This window comes from Microbacterium sp. NPDC019599 (assembly GCF_040632175.1).
GTDB lineage: Bacteria > Actinomycetota > Actinomycetes > Actinomycetales > Microbacteriaceae > Microbacterium.
In genome coordinates, this window is sequence record NZ_JBEYBL010000001.1 from 488798 (window position 1) to 509872 (window position 21075).

21 protein-coding genes and 2 tRNA genes are annotated in these 21075 nt (G+C 70.5%); 10 read left to right on the forward strand and 13 right to left on the reverse strand.

Features of this window, described 5'->3' with window-relative positions; genetic code table 11:
- From ABZ477_RS02255 to ABZ477_RS02275, 5 genes are all read left to right on the forward strand, one after another.
- Complete coding sequence (locus ABZ477_RS02255; RefSeq protein ID WP_360127189.1) at positions 1-1200, forward strand: helix-turn-helix domain-containing protein; 1200 nt, start codon at positions 1-3, stop codon at positions 1198-1200.
- Positions 1201-1285: 85 nt separating this feature from the next.
- Positions 1286-2200: an ACP S-malonyltransferase gene (locus tag ABZ477_RS02260; RefSeq protein ID WP_360127192.1), complete on the forward strand. Its 915-nt coding sequence runs from the start codon at positions 1286-1288 to the stop codon at positions 2198-2200.
- On the forward strand, positions 2197-3198 hold the full coding sequence (locus ABZ477_RS02265) for a beta-ketoacyl-ACP synthase III (protein WP_360127195.1): 1002 nt from the start codon (positions 2197-2199) through the stop codon (positions 3196-3198). Before ABZ477_RS02260 ends, ABZ477_RS02265 begins: the two co-directional genes overlap by 4 nt.
- A 73-nt stretch (positions 3199-3271) precedes the next feature.
- Positions 3272-3520, forward strand: coding sequence for an acyl carrier protein (locus ABZ477_RS02270; RefSeq protein WP_360127198.1), 249 nt, complete (start codon positions 3272-3274; stop codon positions 3518-3520).
- A gap of 61 nt (positions 3521-3581) precedes the next feature.
- A complete protein-coding gene (locus ABZ477_RS02275) occupies positions 3582-4820 on the forward strand; it encodes a beta-ketoacyl-[acyl-carrier-protein] synthase family protein (RefSeq protein ID WP_360127201.1) in 1239 nt (412 codons plus the stop codon).
- A gap of 163 nt (positions 4821-4983) precedes the next feature.
- On the opposite strand, the gene ABZ477_RS02280 is transcribed toward ABZ477_RS02275, so the two are convergent.
- A complete protein-coding gene (locus tag ABZ477_RS02280) occupies positions 4984-5487 on the reverse strand; it encodes a DUF3145 domain-containing protein (protein ID WP_360127204.1) in 504 nt (167 codons plus the stop codon).
- 162 nt (positions 5488-5649) lie between these two features.
- Here ABZ477_RS02280 and ABZ477_RS02285 point away from each other — a divergent pair.
- Positions 5650-5723, forward strand: a tRNA-Ile gene (locus ABZ477_RS02285).
- A 150-nt stretch (positions 5724-5873) separates the two neighbouring features.
- On the forward strand, positions 5874-6161 hold the full coding sequence (locus tag ABZ477_RS02290; RefSeq protein WP_360127207.1) for a hypothetical protein: 288 nt from the start codon (positions 5874-5876) through the stop codon (positions 6159-6161).
- A 21-nt stretch (positions 6162-6182) separates the two neighbouring features.
- Here the strand turns inward: ABZ477_RS02290 and ABZ477_RS02295 are convergent, their stop codons facing one another.
- Positions 6183-7160: a DMT family transporter gene (locus ABZ477_RS02295; protein ID WP_360127898.1), complete on the reverse strand. Its 978-nt coding sequence runs from the start codon at positions 7158-7160 to the stop codon at positions 6183-6185.
- A 63-nt stretch (positions 7161-7223) separates the two neighbouring features.
- Here ABZ477_RS02295 and def point away from each other — a divergent pair, with 63 nt between their 5' ends.
- On the forward strand, positions 7224-7790 hold the full coding sequence (def, locus tag ABZ477_RS02300; RefSeq protein ID WP_360127210.1) for a peptide deformylase: 567 nt from the start codon (positions 7224-7226) through the stop codon (positions 7788-7790).
- 253 nt (positions 7791-8043) lie between these two features.
- Here the strand turns inward: def and ABZ477_RS02305 are convergent.
- The 5 genes from ABZ477_RS02305 to dusB all read right to left on the reverse strand — a co-directional run bounded on the left by ABZ477_RS02305 (position 8044) and on the right by dusB (position 13380).
- Positions 8044-8116, reverse strand: a tRNA-Asn gene (locus ABZ477_RS02305).
- A gap of 56 nt (positions 8117-8172) precedes the next feature.
- The gene (locus ABZ477_RS02310; RefSeq protein WP_360127213.1) at positions 8173-8955 is read right to left on the reverse strand and encodes an ATP-binding cassette domain-containing protein; all 783 of its coding nucleotides are present in this window, start codon (positions 8953-8955) and stop codon (positions 8173-8175) included.
- 51 nt (positions 8956-9006) lie between these two features.
- The gene (gene dnaG, locus ABZ477_RS02315) at positions 9007-10857 is read right to left on the reverse strand and encodes a DNA primase (RefSeq protein ID WP_360127216.1); all 1851 of its coding nucleotides are present in this window, start codon (positions 10855-10857) and stop codon (positions 9007-9009) included.
- Positions 10857-12224, reverse strand: a complete 1368-nt coding sequence (locus tag ABZ477_RS02320) for a deoxyguanosinetriphosphate triphosphohydrolase (RefSeq protein WP_360127219.1) — start codon at positions 12222-12224, stop codon at positions 10857-10859. The genes dnaG and ABZ477_RS02320 overlap by 1 nt, the downstream gene beginning before the upstream one ends.
- A complete protein-coding gene (gene dusB, locus ABZ477_RS02325; protein ID WP_360127222.1) occupies positions 12214-13380 on the reverse strand; it encodes a tRNA dihydrouridine synthase DusB in 1167 nt (388 codons plus the stop codon). The genes ABZ477_RS02320 and dusB overlap by 11 nt, the downstream gene beginning before the upstream one ends.
- A gap of 62 nt (positions 13381-13442) precedes the next feature.
- Here dusB and ABZ477_RS02330 point away from each other — a divergent pair, with 62 nt between their 5' ends.
- On the forward strand, positions 13443-13946 hold the full coding sequence (locus ABZ477_RS02330) for a glutathione peroxidase (RefSeq protein WP_360127225.1): 504 nt from the start codon (positions 13443-13445) through the stop codon (positions 13944-13946).
- A 21-nt stretch (positions 13947-13967) separates the two neighbouring features.
- Here ABZ477_RS02330 and ABZ477_RS02335 read toward each other — a convergent pair whose 3' ends face one another.
- The 5 genes from ABZ477_RS02335 to recO form a co-directional block, all read right to left on the reverse strand.
- Positions 13968-14672 carry a DsbA family oxidoreductase gene (locus tag ABZ477_RS02335; protein ID WP_360127228.1) on the reverse strand — a complete coding sequence of 235 codons (705 nt, stop codon included), beginning with the start codon at positions 14670-14672 and terminating at the stop codon, positions 13968-13970.
- A gap of 26 nt (positions 14673-14698) precedes the next feature.
- The gene (locus ABZ477_RS02340; RefSeq protein WP_360127231.1) at positions 14699-15328 is read right to left on the reverse strand and encodes a hypothetical protein; all 630 of its coding nucleotides are present in this window, start codon (positions 15326-15328) and stop codon (positions 14699-14701) included.
- A gap of 1 nt (position 15329) precedes the next feature.
- Positions 15330-16724, reverse strand: coding sequence for a glutamate decarboxylase (locus ABZ477_RS02345; protein WP_360127233.1), 1395 nt, complete (start codon positions 16722-16724; stop codon positions 15330-15332).
- A gap of 118 nt (positions 16725-16842) precedes the next feature.
- Positions 16843-17655 (reverse strand): isoprenyl transferase, encoded by an 813-nt coding sequence (locus ABZ477_RS02350; protein WP_360127234.1) that lies wholly within the window; start codon positions 17653-17655, stop codon positions 16843-16845.
- A complete protein-coding gene (gene recO / locus ABZ477_RS02355) occupies positions 17652-18395 on the reverse strand; it encodes a DNA repair protein RecO (RefSeq protein WP_360127237.1) in 744 nt (247 codons plus the stop codon). Before recO ends, ABZ477_RS02350 begins: the two co-directional genes overlap by 4 nt.
- A gap of 36 nt (positions 18396-18431) precedes the next feature.
- On the opposite strand from recO, the gene ABZ477_RS02360 reads away from it, so the two are divergent.
- Positions 18432-19136: a TRIC cation channel family protein gene (locus ABZ477_RS02360; protein ID WP_360127240.1), complete on the forward strand. Its 705-nt coding sequence runs from the start codon at positions 18432-18434 to the stop codon at positions 19134-19136.
- A 93-nt stretch (positions 19137-19229) separates the two neighbouring features.
- On the opposite strand, the gene leuA is transcribed toward ABZ477_RS02360, so the two are convergent.
- The gene (gene leuA, locus ABZ477_RS02365) at positions 19230-20990 is read right to left on the reverse strand and encodes a 2-isopropylmalate synthase (RefSeq protein WP_360127243.1); all 1761 of its coding nucleotides are present in this window, start codon (positions 20988-20990) and stop codon (positions 19230-19232) included.
- Between the last annotated feature and the right edge of the window lie 85 nt (positions 20991-21075).

Consider the following 21075-nt stretch of genomic DNA (forward strand, 5'->3'; position numbering starts at 1 on the left):
ATGGACAAGACCGAGACGCTCGCGTGGCTGCGGCGCATCTCGGGCGACCTCGCCTCGGCGACCATCAAGCGGCTCGAGGAGTCGCTGCCGTGGTACGCCGACATGCCGCCGGCGCGCCGGTCGGCCGTCGGGCTCGTCGCCCAGGCGGGCATCTCGTCCTTCATCCAGTGGTACGACGACCCCAAGTCGATGCCCGCCATCGCGGCGGACATCTTCGCGGCGGCTCCGCGTGAGCTGCTGCGCAGCGTGAGCCTGCAGCAGACGCTGCAGCTCGTCCGCGTCACGGTCGAGGTCACGGAGGAGCGCGTCGCCGCGAAGGGCGACCACCTGCGCGACGCGATCCTCCTGTACTCGCGCGAGGTCGCCTTCGCCGCGGCGGACGTCTACGCGCGGGCCGCGGAGACGCGCGGCCTGTGGGACGCCCGGCTGGAGGCGCTCGTCGTCGACTCGATCCTGACCGGCGAGGCAGACGAAGAGCTGCCCAGCCGCATCGCGGCGCTCGGCTGGCACGGCCACGGCGAGGTCGCTGTGCTCGTGGGCACGACTCCCCCGCTCCTGGACGTCGACCAGCTCCGCCGGACGGCGCGCAAGCTCGGTGTCGACGTGCTGATCGGGGTGCAGGGATCGCGCCTCGTCCTCGTGATCGGCCGCGCCGAGCTCCCGTCGCGCAGCGAGGAGCTGTTCGCGGAGCTCCCCTTCCCCGAGATCGCACGACGTCTCGAGCCGGGCTTCGGCAACGGGCACCTCGTGCTCGGCCCTCCCGTCCCCGCTCTCGTCGACGCGAGCCAGAGCGCGCGCGCCGCGCTCGCGGGCTTCGCCGTCGCACGGGCCTGGCGCCACGCTCCGCGTCCCGTCGAGGCGGACGACCTGCTGCCCGAGCGCGCCCTGGCCGGCGACCCCTTGGCCAAGCACACGCTCGTCGAGCGCATCTACCGCCCGCTCCAGACGCACAGCACGGATCTCGTCGCGACGCTGTGGAGCTACCTCGACAACGGGCGCTCCCTGGAGGCGACCGCCCGCGAGCTCTTCGTCCATCCCAACACGGTGCGCTACCGCCTCAAGCGCGTCTCCGAGGTCATCGGGTGGGATGCGACCGGCCCCCGTGAGGCGCTCATCCTCCAGACGGCGCTCATCCTGGGCTCCATCGGGACGGACACCACACGCCGGCGGCCGCCCTCGTCGCGCCGCGCGCACGGATGACGCTGTACGGCTACGACAAACGTTTCGAGGATTTCTGTGCGCCAACCGCCAGAGGGCTCGATTCGATCCTTGGAAGGATGGATAGGTGATCATCGCGGTCTTCCCCGGGCAGGGCTCTCAGTCCCCCGGGTTCCTCACACCCTGGCTCGAGCGGGACGGCGCCGCCGACCGACTCGCGGCGTACTCGGAATGGGCGGGCGTGGACCTCGTCGCGGCCGGCACCGAATGGGATGCCGATCGCATCCGCGACACGAAGGTCGCGCAGCCGCTCATCGTCGCGGCGAGCCTGCTGTCCTGGAACGCCCTGGACGGCCGTGAGTCCGTCGACGGCGTCGCAGGTCACTCCGTCGGCGAGTTCGCCGCCGCAGCGGCAGCCGGCATCCTGACCGAAGAGGACGCTCTGCGCCTCGTGGGCCTGCGAGGCCGTGCCATGGCGGATGCCGCGGCAGCGGCAGAGACCGGCATGAGCGCCGTCATCGGCGGGGACGAGGCATCCGTCGTCTCGCGGCTCGAGGAGCTCGACCTCACACCCGCCAACTACAACGGCGGCGGGCAGCTCGTCGCCGCCGGCGCGATCGACGCCCTGAAGGCGCTGGCCGCCGAGCCCCCTGCGGGCACGCGCGTCATCCCGCTCCAGGTCGCCGGCGCCTTCCACACCCGCTACATGGCACCCGCCGTCGAGGCGCTGCGCGCAGCCGCCGCGGACGTCGAGGCGAGCGACCCGACAGTGCGCGTCTGGACCAACCGGGACGGGTCCGAGACGGCCTTGGGAGCGGCCTTCCGCGACCTCCTCGTGAACCAGGTCGCCTCCCCCGTGCGCTGGGACCTCTGCATGGCGTCGTTCGCCGAAGGCGGCGTCTCGGGCATCGTCGAGCTGAGCCCTGCGGGCACGCTTGTCGGGCTCGCCAAGCGCGCCCTGCGCGGCGTCCCCGCCGTCGCCGTCAAGACCCCCGATGACCTCGAAGCCGCTGCGGGGCTTCTGAACGGAGCGTCCGCATGAGCCGTCAGCTCGCACAGCCCTCGGGCGTCGCGCACACCCGCATCTACTCGTACGGCGCCGCGCGCGGCGAGGTCGCGGTCCCCAACGAGGACCTCATCGGCCCGATCGACTCGAGCGACGAGTGGATCCGCCAGCGCACGGGCATCGTGACGCGCGCCCGCGCTGTTCCCGAGACCGACGCGATCGATCTCGCGACGGATGCTGCGCGCGAGGCGATCGAGCGCTCCGGGGTCGCGCCGAGCGACATCGACGCGGTCATCGTCGCGACGATCAGCAACCCCAAGCAGTCGCCGTCGGTGTCGGCCATCGTCGCCGACCGCGTCGGCGCCAACCCGGCTGCCGCCTACGACCTCAACGCCGCATGCGCGGGCTTCGCCTACGGCGTCGCTCAGGCGGATGCCCTCATCCGTGGCGGCATCGCCAAGCACGTCGTCGTCGTCGGCGCCGAGAAGCTCAGCGACATCGTCGACCCTACCGACCGGAGCATCTCGTTCCTCCTCGGCGACGGAGCGGGCGCGGTCGTGGTCGGCCCGAGCGAGACGGTGGGCATCGGCCCGACCGTGTGGGGCTCGGACGGATCGAAGGCCGAGGCCGTCGGCATGAGCGCCACGCTCACCGAGTTCCGCGACGGCACGGCGCCGTGGCCGACGCTCCGTCAGGAAGGCCCCACGGTCTTCCGCTGGGCCGTGTGGGAGATGGTCAAGGTCGCCCGCCAGGCGCTCGAGGCCGCCGGGGTCGAGGCATCCGATCTGGCCGCCTTCGTGCCGCACCAGGCGAATATGCGCATCATCGACGAGTTCGCCAAGCAGCTCGGTCTCCCCGAGACGGTGCTCATCGGCCGCGACATCGAGACGACCGGCAACACGTCGGCGGCCTCGATCCCGCTCGCGACGCACCGCCTGCTCGAGGAGCACCCCGAGCTCAGCGGCGGTCTCGCCCTGCAGATCGGCTTCGGCGCGGGCCTCGTGTTCGCGGCGCAGGTCGTCGTGCTCCCGTAGGCCGTTCGCACCCGACCCTAAACTGAACAGCGGTCCGATCCGGCCCGCGATCCCCGAAGAAACAGGAGAAACCATGGCATTCAGCACCGACGAGGTCCTCGCAGGGCTCGCCGAGCTCATCACCGACGAGACCGGCATCTCGGCCGACGAGGTCGCGCTCGAGAAGTCGTTCACGGACGACCTCGACATCGACTCCATCTCGATGATGACGATCGTCGTCAACGCCGAGGAGAAGTTCGGGGTCACGATCCCCGACGACGAGGTGAAGAACCTCAAGACGGTCGGCGACGCCGTCACGTACATCACGTCGAACCAGGCCTGAGCCAGCCCTTCCGGTGGGGGCGCCCCGCGCCCCCACCGGCTCTTGAGCACGAGGACCCAACATGAGCACACCCCGCATCGTCGTCACAGGCATCGGAGCCTCCACGCCCATCGGCGGCACGGCGCCGGAGACCTGGTCGGCCCTGCTGAACGGTGCCTCCGGCGCCCGCACTCTCGAGCACGAGTGGGTCGAGCAGTACGGCCTGCCGGTCACGTTCGCCGCCGAGGCGGCCGTGCGCCCGGACACCGTCCTGGAGCGCCCCGTCGCCAACCGCCTCGACCCGTCGGCGCAGTTCGCGCTCGTGGCCGCCAAGGAGGCGTGGGCGGATGCCGGCGCCCCGGATGTCGACCCCGAGCGCCTCGGCGTCGACTTCGCGACGGGCATCGGCGGTCTCCAGACGACCCTCTCCGGGTGGGACACCCTCAAGGAGAAGGGCCCTCGTCGCGTCATGCCGATGAGCGTGCCCATGCTCATGCCCAACGCTCCCGCGGCCGCCGTCTCGATGCACCTCAACGGCCGCGCCTACGCGCGCACCGTCGCGTCGGCCTGCGCCTCGAGCACAGAATCCCTCATCAACGCCTTCGACTCGCTCCGCCTCGGCCGCGCCGACGTCGTGATCGCGGGCGGCTCCGAGGCCGTCATCCACGGCCTCACGATCGCGGCCTTCGCCGCGATGCAGGCGCTCTCGAAGCGCAACGACTCCCCCGAGACCGCGTCGCGCCCGTACAGCATCGACCGCGACGGCTTCGTCATGGGCGAAGGCGGGGCCGCGCTCGTCCTCGAGACCGAGGAACACGCGCGCGCCCGCGGCGCCAAGATCTACGCCGAGGTCGTCGGCGGTGGCGTGACGGCCGACTCGTACCACATCACCGCTCCCGAGCCCGAGGGCCTCGGCGCATCCCGCGCCGTGCGCCTCGCGCTCAAGGAGGCCGGTGCGACGCCGGACGAGGTGACGCACATCAACGCGCACGCCACGTCGACCCCCACGGGCGACATCGCCGAGTACAAGGCGCTCCTCAGCGTCTTCGGCGACCGCCTGCACGAGATACCCGTCTCCGCGACGAAGGCTTCGACGGGCCACCTCCTCGGCGGCACGGGAGCGCTCGAGGCGATCTTCACGATCCTCGCGATCCAGGAGCGTCAGGCGCCGCCTACGATCAACCTGACGACGCAGGACCCCGAGATCCCGCTGAGCATCTCGGGCTCGGCCCTCCCGCTGAGCTCCGGCCCGCAGCTGGCCATCAGCAACTCGTTCGGGTTCGGCGGCCACAACGCGGTCGTCGCGTTCCGCTCCGTCTGAGACACGCGAGATGCCCCCGAGCCCTCTTCCGAGGGCCGCGGGGGCATCTTCCGTGTCAGGCGGCGATTCGCTTTCTCGGCTTCCGGGATTCTCGGCCTCCGACCGCCGTTAGTCGCGCCTGCGCCGCCTGTCCGTCCCGTTCGTGCGGGTGCGGAGTCCTGACCTATCCGACCTTGTGCAGCCACACGACGGGCGCGTCGTCGCTCGCGTGCCGGAACGGCTCGAGCTCCTCGTCCCACGCCGCGCCGAGCGCGACCTCGAGCTCGCGCTGCAGCTCGGCGAGGTCTCCTGCCGAGACCTCGAGGGCGTAGCGCACCCGGTCCTCGCCGATGACGACGTTGCCGGCCGTATCGGTCTGCGCGTAGTGGATGCCGAGACCCGGCGTGTGCATCCAGCGCCCGCCGTCGCTGCGCGGCGTCGGATCCTCGCTCACCTCGAAGCGCAGGTGCTCCCACCCGCGCATCGCCGTCGCGAGGGCCGCACCGGTCCCGGTGGGTCCCTCCCAGTAGAACTCGGCGCGGCGACTGCCGGCGAGAATGGGCTGCTCGGCCCAGTCGAAGCTGACCGCGCGCCCGAGGGCACGCCCGACCGCCCACTCGAGGTGGGGGCACAACGCCCGTGGCGCGGAGTGGATGAAGATCACTCCGCGCGCCTGTGATGCCGCCATGGTCTCTCCGTTTCCTTCAGGTGCGTCTTCCCCAACGAACCTGAACGCGGATGCCGCGGCGTCTGTGTTGTGCTGGGCCCCATTATCGCCCAGGGGCCGAGCTAATCACAAGGATGTCATTCGCGTGGGCTGTATCCTCGATAAGCGCCCTGCGGGGCGCACGGGGCGGTGGCCAAGCTGGTCAAGGCAGCGGGCTCATAACCCGACGATCGTGGGTTCAAGTCCCACCCGCCCTACATGGATGGACGAGCCGGCTTGCCGGCTCTTCCATCCATGGGGGCGGGTGTCGCGTGAGCGCACCCGTGGGCGGGCCCCTGCCGCAGAGGCTCCACGCGCCGCGAAGCGGTGCGTGGAGGGGCGGTAGGGCCAAGTCCCACCCGCCCTACATGGACCCACTGGCCTGGATGCTGCTCGCCGCCGCTCTCGCAGCGACGGCGATCCTCGTCGCGCTCGCGCCGGTCCTCAAGCGCGACCAGCGGCGACGCCAGGAGGAGGGACGCGCGCCGTCGGGGGGACTCGGCTCGGGCATGGACGCCGTGTGGCGCCCCTCGGCGGAGGATGCGCACAAGGACTGGGAGGCTCAAGTCGAGCTCCCCGCGCCCGCGCCCTCACCCGGAGACGGCGGCAGGATCGAGGAAGGCCGCCTCGTCATCGAGGTGCCGCGCGAGTCCTGAGCGGCCGGGCGAGCCCGAGGCTCAGGCGGTCTCGTCGGGCTCGGCGGGAGGAGTGCTCCCCCGCTGGATCGGCAGCTCCTGGCTGTCCGAGACGATCTGCGGGTGGTACCGGGCGAGCGTGATGACGCCCGTGACGGCGATCGCCCCTGCGACGGCGAAGCCGACGAACGCCCACGGCGGCGCGTTGGCGGCCTCCTGCAGGATCGTGAGACCGATGAGCACCGCGACGATCGGGTCGATGACCGTGAGCCCGGCGATCACGAGGTCGGGCGGACCCACGGCGTAGGCCGTCTGCACGAAGTACGCGCCGATGATGACGGCGGCAAGCAGCGCGACGAGGGTCAGGATCGTGAGCCAGTCGAAGTCGTTTGCCTTGATGCGCTCGATCACGACCTTCGCGAGGGTCGCGACGAAGCCGTAGATCATGCCGGAGGCGACGATGTAGAAGAGCGCCTGGCCGCGCTGGCGCAGCCAGAGCCAGAGTCCCGCGAGGGCCAGGAGGACGACGCCGAGGAGCGCGAGGATCACGATCGTCTCGCGCTCCGTGATGGGATTCTCGGTCGCGTAGAAGGCGGCGATCGTCACGAAGAGGAAGATGCCGCCGACGCACGCGATGATCGCCATGATCGACTGCCGGGTCGGCTTGTGCCCCGACACGCGCGCATTGAGCAGCGTCGTGAACACGAGCGAGATCGCTCCGATCGGCTGCACGATGATGAGCGGCGCGAACGCGAGCGCCGTCAGCTGGCAGACGATCGCGAGGCCCAGCATGACGGTGCCGGCGACCCACGACGGGCGCTTGAGGAGACTCACGAGCTGGCGGCCGTTGAGCCCCGCCTTGCCGGAGGAGCCGCTCAGCCGCTCGACCTTGGTCACACCGCGGTGCTGGTACTGCGCGCCGAAGGACATGAACACGGCGCCCAGGAGTGCGAGCGGGATGCCGATGAGGATCGCGGGGTCGCGGAAGAAGCCGATGAGCTCGTCGGTCACCTCATCCATCGACACCAGCGGCCAGACCACCCTCCGACACTAACTGCATGGATGCCTCGATAGGCTCAAGGCGTGGCCGTTCTGCCGATTCGCATCATGGGTGACCCGGTTCTGCATGCCCCTGCGGGGCGCGTCGACGAGATCACCGACGAGGTCCGCACGCTCGTGGCGGACATGTTCGAGACGATGGACACCGCTCCCGGCGTGGGTCTCGCGGCGCCGCAGGTCGGCGTCCCGCTGCGGATCTACACCTACGCGTATCAGGACGACGACGGTGAGCCGTGGCGCGGCGTCATCCTCAATCCCGAGCTCTGGATGCGCCCGCTCGAGCCCGGCGATCCCGATCCGGACGACGAGTCGGAGGGGTGCCTGTCCTTCCCCGGCGAGCGGTTCCCGCTCCGGAGGTCCGAGGAGGTCCTCGTGACGGGCATCGACCTCGAGGGCGAGCCCGTGCGCATCCAGGTCGATGGATGGCGCGCGCGCATCATGCAGCACGAATTCGACCACCTGGACGGCATCCTCTACATCGACCGGCTGAGCGACAGCGACTGGAAGACGACGCAGAAGATCGCGCGCAAGCGCGGCTGGGGTCGCCCCGGCACCTCCTGGATGCCCGGCGTCGACGACATCGACGCCTGAGCCCGGATTTCGTCGCACCCGACCCCCGTCGGCGAACCCACCCCTTCTTCGCGAACCCACCGTTTCTTCGCGAACCCACCAGATCCGGTGCGCGACAGCGGGTGGGTTCGGCGCGAAGAGGTGGGTTCGGCGCGAAGGGTGGAGTCGGCGCGAAGGGGCGGGATCGGCGGGATCGGCGGGATCGCACCAGCAAGCGGTTGAGGGTCCGCCCGGAAATGAAGAAAGCCCCGAGGGTGGAGCCTCGAGGCCTTCGCTCCCCCACTTGGACTCGAACCAAGAACCTATCGGTTAACAGCCGATTGCTCTGCCAATTGAGCTATGGAGGATCACCCTGCGCCTGCGCGTGGGCAACTAGACCATCTTAGCAAAGCTCAAGGGGTGCTCATGACGCGATGAGCCGCGGATCGGCCTGTGCGCTCGGCGTCCAGAGCAGATGGTCGGTCCCCCGCCCGTACGCGACGGTGTGACCGGCCCGCAGGATCAGCACGTCCGCGTCGAGCTCACGCGCGACCTCCGCCTCGTTGGTCACGATGAGCGTCGACATCCCGCGGGCTCGGCGACGGAGGATCGCATCGCGCGCGGCGCGGCGCACCTCGACGTCGAGATTCGCGAACGGGTCGTCCGCCACGAGCACGCGGGGCTCGAGGACGAGGGCGCGGGCCAGCGCGACGCGCTGGCGCATGCCGGCGCTCAGCTCGTACGGGTACTTCGGCGCCGCCCCGAGCGGCAGCATGAGCTCGTCCAGGAGCGCCGCGATCCGCACGGCGAGGGCGCGCTGGTTGACGCGGCGATCGCGGCTCGTGATGGGCGCGCCGATCACCTCGCCCACCGTCATGCGCGCGGGCAGGTCGGCGCCGGCGCGCTGCGCGAGGAAGCCGGTGAAGTACGTCAGCTCGCGGCGCGCCCGACCCGGATGGCGGACGGAGATGCCCTCGACCCAGGCCTCGCCGCCCACGACGGCCAGGCCCGTCTCCTCCGATCCCGCGAGCACGGTCGCGAGGCTCGACTTACCGGCGCCGGTCGGACCCATGACGGCGAGGACCGCGCCGTGCGGGAGTGTGAACGAGACGCCGTCGACGACCCGCACGTCACCGCCGCGCGACGCACGAAGGATCGACAGGTCGGTCGCGCGGATGGCGACGTCGGCGGGTCGGCGTCGGGGCATGACCACATCCTGCCGCGTGACGCGGCCCGCCGCCAGCACCGCGGCCCCGTGTCAGGCGTCGGCGATCGTCTGCCGCTGCAGGTCGAGCTCGCGCAGACGCAGGCGGATGCCGCGCCCCTCCTCCGAATCGGCCGGCACGCGCTGGATCGCACCGAGGAGTTCGGCCTTGTCGCGGTCGAGCGTGCGGAGGATGAGGCGACGGCAGAGCGCGGATGCCGAGGCCACCGCGACATCGTCGGTCTGCGCCGGGAAGTCCGACGTGAGGAGCTCCGCCGCGAGCGACCGGAACGGCTCGCGGACGGTTCCCACGGCCTCCGCCGCCCACCCGAGGCGGTCGAAGTCGGGGGCGGCCGCGACGCTGACGCGCACGGCCTCGAGCGCGGGGTGGACGAACGGAAGGCTCATCGCCCGCGCGCGCAGGCCGGGCTCGATGCGGTGGCCGAACTGCAGCACCCCCATCAGTGAATCGCGCTCGAGCGCGACATCGGCCGTGCGCGGCAGCGACGCGAGCGTCACGCGGACGGCGGGAGCGGCATCCGTCCCCTGCGGAGGAGCCGGGTCGGCTGTGCGGCCGGAGGGACGCTCGCCGCGCGCGGCGCGTTCGACCTCGCGGCGCACGTCCTCGGTGTCCATGCCGAGGCGGCGTGCGAGGACGCGGACGTACTCGGGCTGCAGCAGCGGGTCGCGCAGCTCGGCGACGACGGGCGCGGCCGCGCGGAGTGCCCCCACGCGTCCCTCGACGGTCGCGAGGTCGAAGCCCTGGATGCGCTGGTCGAGGACGAACTCGACCATGGGCGCCTTCGTGTCGATGAGGGCGCGGACGGCGCCGTCACCCCGGGCGAGGCGCAGGTCGCAGGGATCGAGCCCCTCGGGCCCCACAGCGACGTAGGTCTGGGCGTTGAAGCGCTTGGCGTCCGCGAAGGCGCGGAGGGCCGCCTTCTGCCCGGCGGCATCCGGGTCGAACGTGAAGACGACCTCGCCGCCGGCCGAGTCGTCGCCCATGACACGGCGCAGCACGGTGATGTGGTCGGCGCCGAAGGCGGTGCCGCACGTCGCGATCGCCGTCGTCACGCCGGCCAGATGGCACGCCATGACGTCTGTGTAGCCCTCCACGACGACGACGCGGTGGCCGCGCGCGATCTCGCGCTTGGCGAGGTCCAGGCCGTAGAGCACTTGGGCCTTCTTGTAGAGGGTCGTCTCGGGGGTGTTGAGGTACTTCGGGCCGTTGTCGTCCTCGAACAGGCGCCGCGCCCCGAAGCCGAGCACCTGGCCCGTGACGTCGCGGATCGGCCACACCACTCGTCCGCGGAACCTGTCGTACACGCCCCGCTGGCCCTGCGACACGAGTCCCGCCGAGGTCAGCTCGTCGGCGGAGAACCCCTGCTTGGTGAGGGCGTCGAGCATGTTCGACCACCCCTTGGGCGCGTAGCCGACGCCGAAGTGGGCCGCGGCACCCGCATCGAACCCGCGCTCGCCGAGGAAGCGGCGGGCGATGTCGGCCTCGCCCGAGGCCAGCTGGCCGCGGAAGTACTCGGCCGCCGCCGCATTGGCCGCATACAGGCGCGTCCGGCCGGACGTCTCGGGGGCGGCGGCGCCGTCCTCATAGTGCAGCGTGTACCCGATGCGCGCCGCGAGGCGCTCGACGGCCTCCGTGAACGAGAGGTGGTCGAGGTTGCGCAGGAACGAGTAGACGTCGCCGGACTCGCCGCAGCCGAAGCAGTGGTAGAAGCCCGCCTGCGGCCGCACGTTGAAGCTCGGGCTGCGCTCGTCATGGAAGGGGCACAGGCCCTTGAGCGCACCGACGCCGGCGGACTTGAGCGCGACCCGCTCGCCGATGATGTCGGCGATGTTGGTGCGGGACTTCACCTCGTCGACGTCGGCCTGGAGGATGCGCCCCGGCATCAGAGTCCCTCGAGCGGCTCGGGCAGCGCGTAGGCGTCGGAGGCGACGATCCGGTTGCCGGGAACCCAGATGCCGATGCCGTGGAGGTCGACCGTGCCCACGAGGCGCGAGTGCCACGAGATCGCGAATCGGTCGGTCAGGCTCGCGACCTGATCCACGACGACGCGCTTGCGGGCGGCATCCGTCTCGGCCCGCGCGAAGTCCTCGGCGTGGATGCGATCCAGGTGCTGGGGCTCTTCCCACAGCGCCGTCGCGAGTCGCTTGAGGACGCGGCGCTGCTCCTTGTAGAGGCCCTTGCGGCCCTCGACCGACACGATGAACGCGCCGATCGTGCCCTTGAGCACGGCCATCTCGGCTTCGATGACGCGCGGCACGACCACGTGGCCACGGTAGCGGGTCAGGGCCGGGGCGTCGTAGTGCTCGCGGGTCGCGGCCGTCGCGGCGCGCGCGAAGCGCCCGATGAGGTCGGAGGTGAGGTTCTTGAGGCGCGCGTGCGCGGCCCGCGTGCCGTCGAAGGACGTGATCCACTCCGGCATCCGCATGAGGCGGAACAGGGCGTCGTCCAGCTCGTCGCGCGGGAAGTCGTAGCCCACCCACGCCTGGATCGCGGTGAGCAGGGCCTCGCGCTCGCGGACGTCTGCGAGGCGCGCCGGATCGATGTAGCCGTTGACGACGGCGTCCTCGAAGTCGTGCACGGAGTACGCGATGTCGTCGGAGAGGTCCATGACCTCGGCCTCGATGCAGCGGACGCGTCCCGGAGCGCCCTCGCGCAGCCAGCGGAAGACGGCCTCGTCCTCGGGGTACACGCCGAACTTGAGCCGTCCGCCGGGGTCGGGCACGGGGTGGGCGGCCGTCCACGGGTACTTGCACGAGGCGTCGAGGCTCGCGCGCGTGAGGTTGAGACCGAAGGACGAGCCGTCCGCGTCGACGACCTTCGGCTCGAGGCGGGACAGGATCCGCAGGGTCTGCGCGTTCCCCTCGAAGCCGCCGATGTCGGCCGCCCACTCGTTCATCGCCCGCTCGCCGTTGTGGCCGAAGGGCGGGTGGCCGAGGTCGTGGCTGAGGCACGCCGTGTCGACGACGTCCGGCGAGAGTCGCAGCTCGGTCGCGAGCTCGCGGCCGACCTGCGCGACCTCGAGGGAGTGCGTGAGCCGGTTGCGGGCGAAGTCGGCGGGGCTCGCGGGGCTCAGCACCTGCGTCTTCGCGGCCAGGCGCCGCAGCGCGGCCGAGTGCAGGACACGCGCGCGGTCGCGCGCGAAGGCGTCGCGCTGGGAGCGGTGCTGCTCGTTGTGGAATCGCTCGGCGTCGTGCTCGACGTAGCCGGTGGGGCGGCCGGGCGAGACGCCGACGGCGGCCTCAGCCGCCACTGTGGTCGAGTTCCGCTTCAGCCAGGGCGCAGGATGCCTCGGCACCGAGCTCACGGGAGTCGAGCCAGCCGTCCGGCAGCGCGGGGCGCTTGGGCGTGCCCGCGCGTCCGCGCTGGCCCTCGGCCGCGGCGCCTGGATACGGCGCGTCGAGCTCGAGCGTCGCGAGGAGCTCGTCGATCTCGGCGAGGCTCGACGCGGTTGCAAGGCGCGCCCGCGTGTCGCCGCCCACGGGGTAGCCCTTGAAGTACCACGCGACGTGCTTGCGGATGTCGCGGCACCCGCGGTCCTGGTCGTCGAAGAACTCGACGAGCAGCTCCGCGTGACGGCGGAAGGCCTGTGCGACGAAGCCGAGCGTCGCGTCGACCGGGGGCGCGGCGGCGACCGAGGGCGATCCGAGTGCACGGGCGAGGTCGCCGAAGAGCCACGGCCGGCCCAGGCATCCCCGCCCGACGACGACGCCGTCGCAGCCCGCCTCGGCCATCATGCGCACAGCATCGTCCGCCGACCAGATGTCGCCGTTGCCGAGGACGGGGACGCTCGTCACGGTCTCTTTGAGCTTCGTGATCGCGGACCAGTCCGCCTGACCGGAGTAGAACTCGGCCGCCGTGCGCGCGTGGAGCGCGACGGCGGCGACGCCCGCGTCCTCCGCGATGCGGCCCGCCTCGAGGTACGTGAGGTGGTCGGAGTCGATGCCCTTGCGCATCTTGATCGTCAGCGGGACGTCGCCCGCCGACTTCACGGCTCCGGTGACGATGTCGCGGAAGAGCTCGCGCTTCCACGGCAGCGCGGCGCCGCCGCCCTTGCGGGTGACCTTGGGGACGGGGCATCCGAAGTTCAGGTCGATGTGGTCGGCGCGGTCCTCGGCGACGAGGACCCGCACGGCCTCGGCGACTGTCTTGGGATCGACGCCGTACAGCTGGATGGAGCGCGGCGTCTCGGACTCGTGGTGCGTGATGAGGCGCATCGTCGTGGCGTTGCGCTCCACGAGCGCGCGCGACGTGATCATCTCGCTCACATACAGGCCCGCGCCGTACTCGCGGCACAGCCGCCGGAACGCCGTGTTGGTGATGCCGGCCATGGGCGCGAGCACGACGGGTGCGTCCAGCACGATGGGCCCGATGCGCAGTGCGCGCGCGGGTGCCAGGGCGGTCGTCATCTGTCCATTCTCCCAGACGAAACCGAGCCTCTCCCGGATGCGAGGGGCATAGCCTGGGAAGCATGACACAGGCCATCGACACCGCCCTCCGTGAGATCCCGTTCCAGACCGCCGACGGCGGCACGCAGACTCTCGCGGACTTCGGCGACAAGGTCCTGCTCGTCGTCAACGTCGCATCGCGGTGCGGGCTCACGCCGCAGTACGAGCAGCTCGAGCAGCTGCAGAAGGCCTATGCCGACCGCGGCTTCACGGTCGTCGGCTTCCCGTGCAACCAGTTCGCGGGCCAGGAGCCGGGCTCGATAGACGAGATCCTCGACTACTGCGTCATGACGTGGGGCGTCACGTTCCCCATCGTCGACAAGGTGAAGGTCAACGGCGGCAAGGCGGCGCCCCTCTACAAGGCGCTGAAGAAGACCCGGGATGCCGAGGGCAAGCGCGGCCCGATCATCTGGAACTTCGAGAAGTTCGTGCTGACGCCCGCGGGCGGCCTGCACCGCTTCCGCCCGAACGTGAAGCCCGACGACCCCGCGATCATCGAGGTCATCGAGGAGAACCTGCCCGCCTGAGGCGGGCGGCGGAGCCGTCGCTCAGGCGACGGCTTCCTCGTCCTCGTCGCGGTGCTCGGCCCACACCTGCCGGGCGATCTGCGCGAACGCCTCGGCGGGCTGGGCGCCCGAGACGCCGTACTTCCCGTCGATGACGAAGAACGGCACGCCGTTGATCCCGTACGCGGAGGCCTGAGCCTGGTCGGCGCGCACGGCCGCGAGGTACCGGCCGCTCTGCAGCGCCTCGCGCGCAGCATCCCGATCCAATCCCGCATCGGCTGCGAGGGACGCGAGCTCGTCCTCGAGGCCGAGGTGGCGGCCCTCGGTGAAGTAGGCCGACATGAGGCGCTCGGCGAGCTCGAGCTGGAGGCCCTGCTCCTTCGCGAAGTGCAGCAGTTCGTGGGCCTTCACCGTGTTCGTGTGCTTGAGCAGGTCGAACCGGTACTCCAGTCCGGCCTCGGCCGCGACGCCCGTCACGCGGTCGAGCATCTGCTGCGCCTGCGCCGACGAGATGCCCTTGTGCCGCGCGAGGTAATCCGCCTCGCCGCCCTCGAAGTCGACCGGCGTATCGGGCGACAGCTCGAACGAGTGGTAGACCACCTCGACGACAGGGGCGTCGTCATCGACGGATGCGTCGGCGAGTCCCTTCTCGAGGTTGCGCTTGCCGATGTAGCACCACGGGCAGGCGATATCGGACCAGACGTCGATGCGGATGGGCTCGGGCGCGGCAGAAGTCGTGTCGGGCATACCAAGGCAAACCCATGCCCCCCGCGTCATATTCCCCGGCGCGAGAGCGCCGCTGCGACGAAGAAGCAGACGGCGCCCAGGAACGTGCCGAGGTTTATCCACCTCACGTCGACGAAATCGCCCGTGGCGGGTACGACGTAGGCTCCGATCGCCGAGATGCCGAAGGCGACCGATCCCGCCATGTTGAGCCAGGTTCCCCGCCACGTGCGGGCGTCCGGATCCCACAGCTCGTGCCGCCGGCCCGCCGCGAAGAGGGCCAGCGTGCTCGAGATGAGGAAGGCCGCCGAGCCCCAGGCATCCGGAGTCCACCCCGCCGCGGGATCCTCCAGGCCGCGATAGGCGGCAAGGAGCACGGCGAAGGTGGACACGTTGAACAGGAGCGTCCCGACGAACTGGATCGCGGCGGCCCACCAGTCGAACGCGTCGGCGGTCGAGGCTCCGCGCAGGGGCGGCCGGCGACCGCTCAGCAAGAGCTGGATGAGCCCCGCGAAGGTGAAGAAGATCGAGCCGACGAAGAACGTCAGCGACCCCCACACGGGTCCGACGGCGGAGGCGTACCACGGGACGGCCCCGAGCGCGAAGAACGCGGAGCCCACCATGAAGCCCCACGCCTCGCGGCGGAGCCGCAGCGTGCGGGAGGCAGGGGACGTCGCCATGTCAGTGATGGAAGGCCCCCGCCTCCTCCTCCGTCATCGACACCGTGATGGGGTGCTTGTCGAAGTGCGCGATCGCGTCGCGGTAGTCGTCCATCAGAAGGGCGGCCTCGTCGCGGCTGAATCCGGCGCGCACGAGGATGCGCTGGATCGGCAGGTCCTCGCGCTCGGGAGGCATCGTGTACGCCGGCACCTGCCAGCCTCTCGTGCGCAGCCGGTCGGCGAGGTCGAACAGCGTGAAGGGATGGTCCACGCCGTCCTTGAGCTTCCACGAGACGGCGGGGATGCCCTCGTCGGGGCGGCCGGCGTTGATGATGTCGAAGTGGCCGAGCTTCTCGATCTCGGCCGCGAGGTACATCGCGGTGTCGTAGCAGGACTGGTGCACCTTGCGGTATCCCTCGCGCCCGAGCCGGAGGAAGTTGTAGTACTGGACCACGATCTGGCCGCCGGGGCGTGAGAAGTTGAGGGCGAAGGTCGGCATGTTGCCGCCGAGGTAGTTGACGTTGAAGATGAGCTCCTCGGGGAGGTCCGCGGCATCCCGCCACACGATCCAGCCGACACCGAGGGGCGCCAGCCCGAACTTGTGCCCCGACGTGTTGATGGACTTGACGCGAGGCAGGCGGAAGTCCCACGTGATGTGGGGCGCCGTGAACGGCGCGAGGAAGCCGCCGCTGGCGCCGTCCACATGGATCGGGATGTCGAGCCCATTCTCCTCCTGCAGCGCGTCGAGGGCGGCGCTCACGGCCTGCACGGGCTCGAACCCGCCTGTGAAGGTGACGCCGAGCGTCGGCACGACGCCGATCGTGTTCTCGTCGACGCGCGCGATGACCTCCTCGGGCGTCATGAGGAAGCGGTCGCCCTGCATGGGGATCTCTCGCAGCTCGACATCCCAGTAGCGCGCGAACTTGTGCCAGCAGACCTGCACGGGACCCGTGATGAGGTTCGGCTTGTCGGTCGGCTTCCCGGCGGTGCGCTGACGCGCGCGCCAGTTCCACAGCAGCGCCATACCGCCGAGCATCGCGGCCTCGCTCGAGCCCGTCGTGGACGTGCCGAGGGTGTTCTCGGCGTCGGGCGAGTTCCACAGGTCGGCGAGGATGTGCACGCACCGCGCCTCGATCGCCGCCGTCTGGGGGTACTCGTCCTTGTCGACCATGTTCTTGTCGAGCGTCTCGGCCATGAGCGCCTTGACCTCGGGCTCGAGCCACGTCTGGCAGAACGTCGCGAGGTTCTGCCGCGAGTTGCCGTCCAGCAGCAGCTCGTCGGAGACCACCTGGTACGCGTGCCGCGCGAGGTGCTCCTTCTCCGGGATGCGGTACTTCGGCATGGAGATCGACAGATCGGTCGACGAGAAGACCTCGTCGAGGATCTCGTCCCGGATGTTGTCGCGGTGATGCAGCATCGATGAGCCCCCCTCATGAGGTCGCCGATGGGCCCCAGCGAGGGTTTCGGCGACGGTACTCCCATGGGTCTACCGGTCGGCCTCCGGGACTGTCAACGACCGCGGGGTGAACGTCGGGCTAGAGAGCAGGCGGGTCGGGCTGGTCGACGGCGCCGCCGAAGCGCCGATCGCGATCCAGATAGAGCTCGACCGCGCGCCACAGGTCGGCCCGCGTGAAGTCGGGCCACAGCGTGTCGAGGAAGACGAACTCGGCGTACGCCGACTCCCACAGCAGGAAGTTCGAGGTCCGCTGCTCGCCGCTGGACCGCACGAACAGGTCGACATCGGGCATCTCGGGGATGTACAGCCGCCGCTGGATGAGCTTCTCGGACACGGCGCTGGGCCGCAGTCGCCCCGCCGCGACGTCGTCGGCGATCGACCGCACGGCGTCGACGAGCTCGACGCGGCCGCCGTAATTGACGCACATCGTGAGCGTCAGGACGTCGTTGCCGGCAGTGAGCTGCTCGGCGTACTGCAGCTCCTTGATCACCGAGCCCCACAGGCGCGGCTTGCGCCCCGCCCAGCGCACGCGCACGCCCCACTCGTTGAGCTGGTCCCGCCGCCGGTGCAGGACGTCGCGGTTGAACCCCATGAGGAAGCGCACCTCGTCGGGCGATCGCGACCAGTTCTCGGTCGAGAAGGCGTAGACCGAGAGGTGCTTGACGCCCGCCTGGATGGCGCCGGCGACGACGTCGAGGAGCGCCGCCTCCCCCGCCTTGTGACCCTCGATCCGCGTGAGGCCCTTCCGGTTCGCCCAGCGCCCGTTGCCGTCCATGACGATCGCGATGTGCTCGGGCACCGACCCCTTCGGGAACGCCGGCGGGTACAGGCCCGTCCAGTCGATGGGACGGTACGGCACCGCGTCGCGGTGCGTGTAGGGCTTCGGCGTCACCGAGCAGCCTCCCGTGGCGAGGATTCGACGTGCGAGAGCGAGCGGATGCCGCGCTCGAGGTGCCACTGCGCGTACGCGGCGATGAGGCCCGACGCGGCGGCCGTGGCGCTCGGCGACGCGGCGTCCACAGCATCCCACTCCCCCGCCATGAGCCACTGCAGCAGCGCGACCGCCTCCGGCGACACGCGGGCAGAGCCCGCGGGCGCGCAGTCGCGGCAGATGATGCCGCCCAGCTGCGCGACGAACGTGTCGTGCGGCCCCGGCTTGCCGCAGCGGGCGCACTCGTCGAGGCCGGGCGCCCAGCCCGACAGCGCCATCGCGCGCAGGAGGTAGGAGTCCAGGATGCTGCGCGCGGCGTGCTCGCCGCGCGCGAGGGCGCGCAGCCCGCCGACGAGCAGGAGATACTGCTGCGGCGTCGCCTCGGCCTCGTTGAGCCGGTCGGCGGCCTCGACCATGGCGCTCGCGGACGTGTAGCGGTCGTAGTGGACGGCGATGTCGGCGCCGTAGGACCCGAGCGACTCGGCCTGCTGAACGATGTCGAGCGACCGGCCCTGATAGAGCTGGACGTCGGCCACCATGAACGGCTCGAGCCGCGACCCGAAGCGCGACGACGTGCGCCGCACGCCCTTCGCGACGGCGCGGAGCTTGCCGTGACGGCGGCTCAGCATCGTCACGATCCTGTCGGCCTCACCCAGCTTGTGGGTGCGCAGGATCACGACTTCGTCGCGATAGGTGGGCACTCATCGATTATCCCGGCGTGCCACCACAATGGACGTGTGAACGAGCCGCTCTTCGTGATCCCGCTCTGGGCCGACCTCCTCGCCGTCGGGCTCGGCGGCGTGCAGGGCGCGCTGTTCGCGTCCGGCTTCCAGGGTCAGCGGCGACTGGATCTGCTCGGCGTCGCGATCATCGGCGTCGTCATGGGCATGGGCGGCGGCATCATCCGCGACCTCCTGCTCGACGTCCCGCTCGTGACCCTGCAGAGCAACTGGTACCTGCTCACGGCGACGGGCGCGGCTCTGATCGGGATGCTGCTGGCGAACCTCTTCCAGCGGCTCAACCGCCTCATCGTCGGGCTCGACGCCGTCGTGATCGGCCTGTTCGGCGCGTTCGGCACGAGCAAGGCGCTCGCGCTGGGACTGCCGCCCGTGCCGGCGGCATTCATCGGAGTGTGCTCCGCCGTGGGGGGCGGCATCCTCCGCGACATGATCATGGGCCTGCCCGTCGCGATCATGCACGTGGGCTCGTTGTACGCTGTCGCCGCCGCGGCGGGATGCCTCGTGGTGGCGGGTGCGCACGCGCTCGGGGCGCCGCTCGTGGCGGCGGCTGTCGCGGGGATCATCGTGACTGCCGTGATCCGGCTTCTGGCCGTGATCTTCGACGTGTCTCTGCCCGAGCAGCGCATGCTGTACCGCCGGAAGGTCGCGGTGGAGACCTCGGCGGTGCCGATCGTCCGCAGCGGCGGCGACAGCGAGTCCTGAGTCGGCTTGCGAAACCACCCCTTCACGCCGAAACCATGCGTTCGTGCAGGTGGTTTCGCGCGGAACGGGTGGTTTCGCGGACCGGGAGACGGGTCAGACCCCGGCGAGGGCCTCCGTGCGCCGGCGCGTGCGGATCGCGCGGTTCACCCCGGACACGATGGCCTTGAGGCTCGCCGTCGAGATGTCGCCGTCGATGCCGACGCCCCACAGACGCTCGCCGTCGACCTGCAGCTCGACGTACGACGCGGCCTGCGCGTCGCCGCCGGCGCTCAGGGCGTGCTCGACGTAGTCGTAGAGCGTCACGTCGAAGCCGTGCGCGCGGACGACTTCGAGGAACGCCGCGACGGGGCCGTTGCCGTGGCCGGATGCCTGGACCCGGTCCTCGCCGTCGCGCAGCGTGACCTCCAGCAGCACGTCGCCGGACAGGTCGCTCTGCGTGCGCGTCGAGAGCAGCTCGAAGCGGCCCCAGCGCTCGTCGTCGACGGCAGTCGGCAGGTACTCGTCCTGGAAGATCGCCCAGATCTGCTCGCTCGTGACCTCGCCGCCCTCGGCATCCGTCTTGGCCTGCACGACGCCGGAGAACTCGATCTGGAGCTTGCGCGGCAGATCCAGCGCGTGGTCGGTCTTGAGCAGGTACGCGACCCCGCCCTTGCCGGACTGCGAGTTGACGCGGATGACGGCCTCGTACGAGCGACCCAGGTCCTTCGGGTCGATCGGCAGGTACGGGACGGCCCACTCGATCTCGTCGACCGACACGCCCTCCGCCGCGGCGCGGGCCTCCATCGCCTCGAAGCCCTTCTTGATGGCGTCCTGGTGCGAACCGCTGAACGCCGTGAAGACGAGGTCGCCCGCCCACGGGCTGCGCTCGTGCACGGGCAGCTGGTTGCAGTACTCCGCCGTGCGCTTGACCTGGTCGATGTCGCTGAAGTCGATCTGCGGGTCGATGCCCTGCGTCAGCAGGTTGATGCCCAGCGCGACGAGGTCGACGTTTCCGGTGCGCTCGCCGTTGCCGAACAGGCATCCCTCGATGCGGTCCGCGCCGGCCATGTAGCCGAGCTCGGCTGCAGCGATCGCCGTGCCGCGGTCGTTGTGCGGGTGCAGCGACAGGATGACGTTCTCGCGGTGCGCGAGTCGCCGGCTCATCCACTCGATCGAGTCGGCGTAGACATTGGGCGTCGCCATCTCGACCGTCGCCGGCAGGTTGATGATGACCTTGCGCTCGGGCGTCGGCTCGAAGATCTCGATCACCTGGTTGCATACGTCGAGCGCGAACTCCAGCTCGGTGCCCGTGTAGCTCTCGGGCGAGTACTCGTAGAAGACCTTCGTCTCGGGGATCCGCTTCTCGAACTCGCGGCACAGGCGCGCACCCTCGAGGGCGATGTCGATGATGCCCTGCTTGTCGGTGCGGAAGACGACGTCGCGCTGCAGGATGCTCGTCGAGTTGTACAGGTGGACGATGGCCTGCTTGGCGCCCGCGATCGACTCGTACGTGCGCTCGATGAGGTGCTCGCGCGCCTGCGTCAGCACCTGGATCGTGACGTCCTCGGGGATGAGGTCTTCCTCGATGAGCTGGCGCACGAAGTCGAAGTCGGTCTGGCTCGCACTCGGGAACCCGACCTCGATCTCCTTGTAGCCCATGCCGACGAGCAGGTCGAACATGATGCGCTTGCGCTCGGGGCTCATCGGGTCGATGAGGGCCTGGTTGCCGTCGCGCAGGTCGACGGCGCACCAGCGGGGCGCCTTGGTGATCCGCCGGCTGGGCCACGTGCGGTCAGGCAGGTCTACGCTGATCTGCTCGTGGAACGGCCGATACTTGTGGATCGGCATCCCGGAGGTCTTCTGGGTGTTCTCCATGATGGTGTCGCTTCTTCTCTCGTCTGAGGTGATGCGGGCCAACCACAAGCTCCGCGACGAGGAAGGCCCTAGAACGAGGACTCGT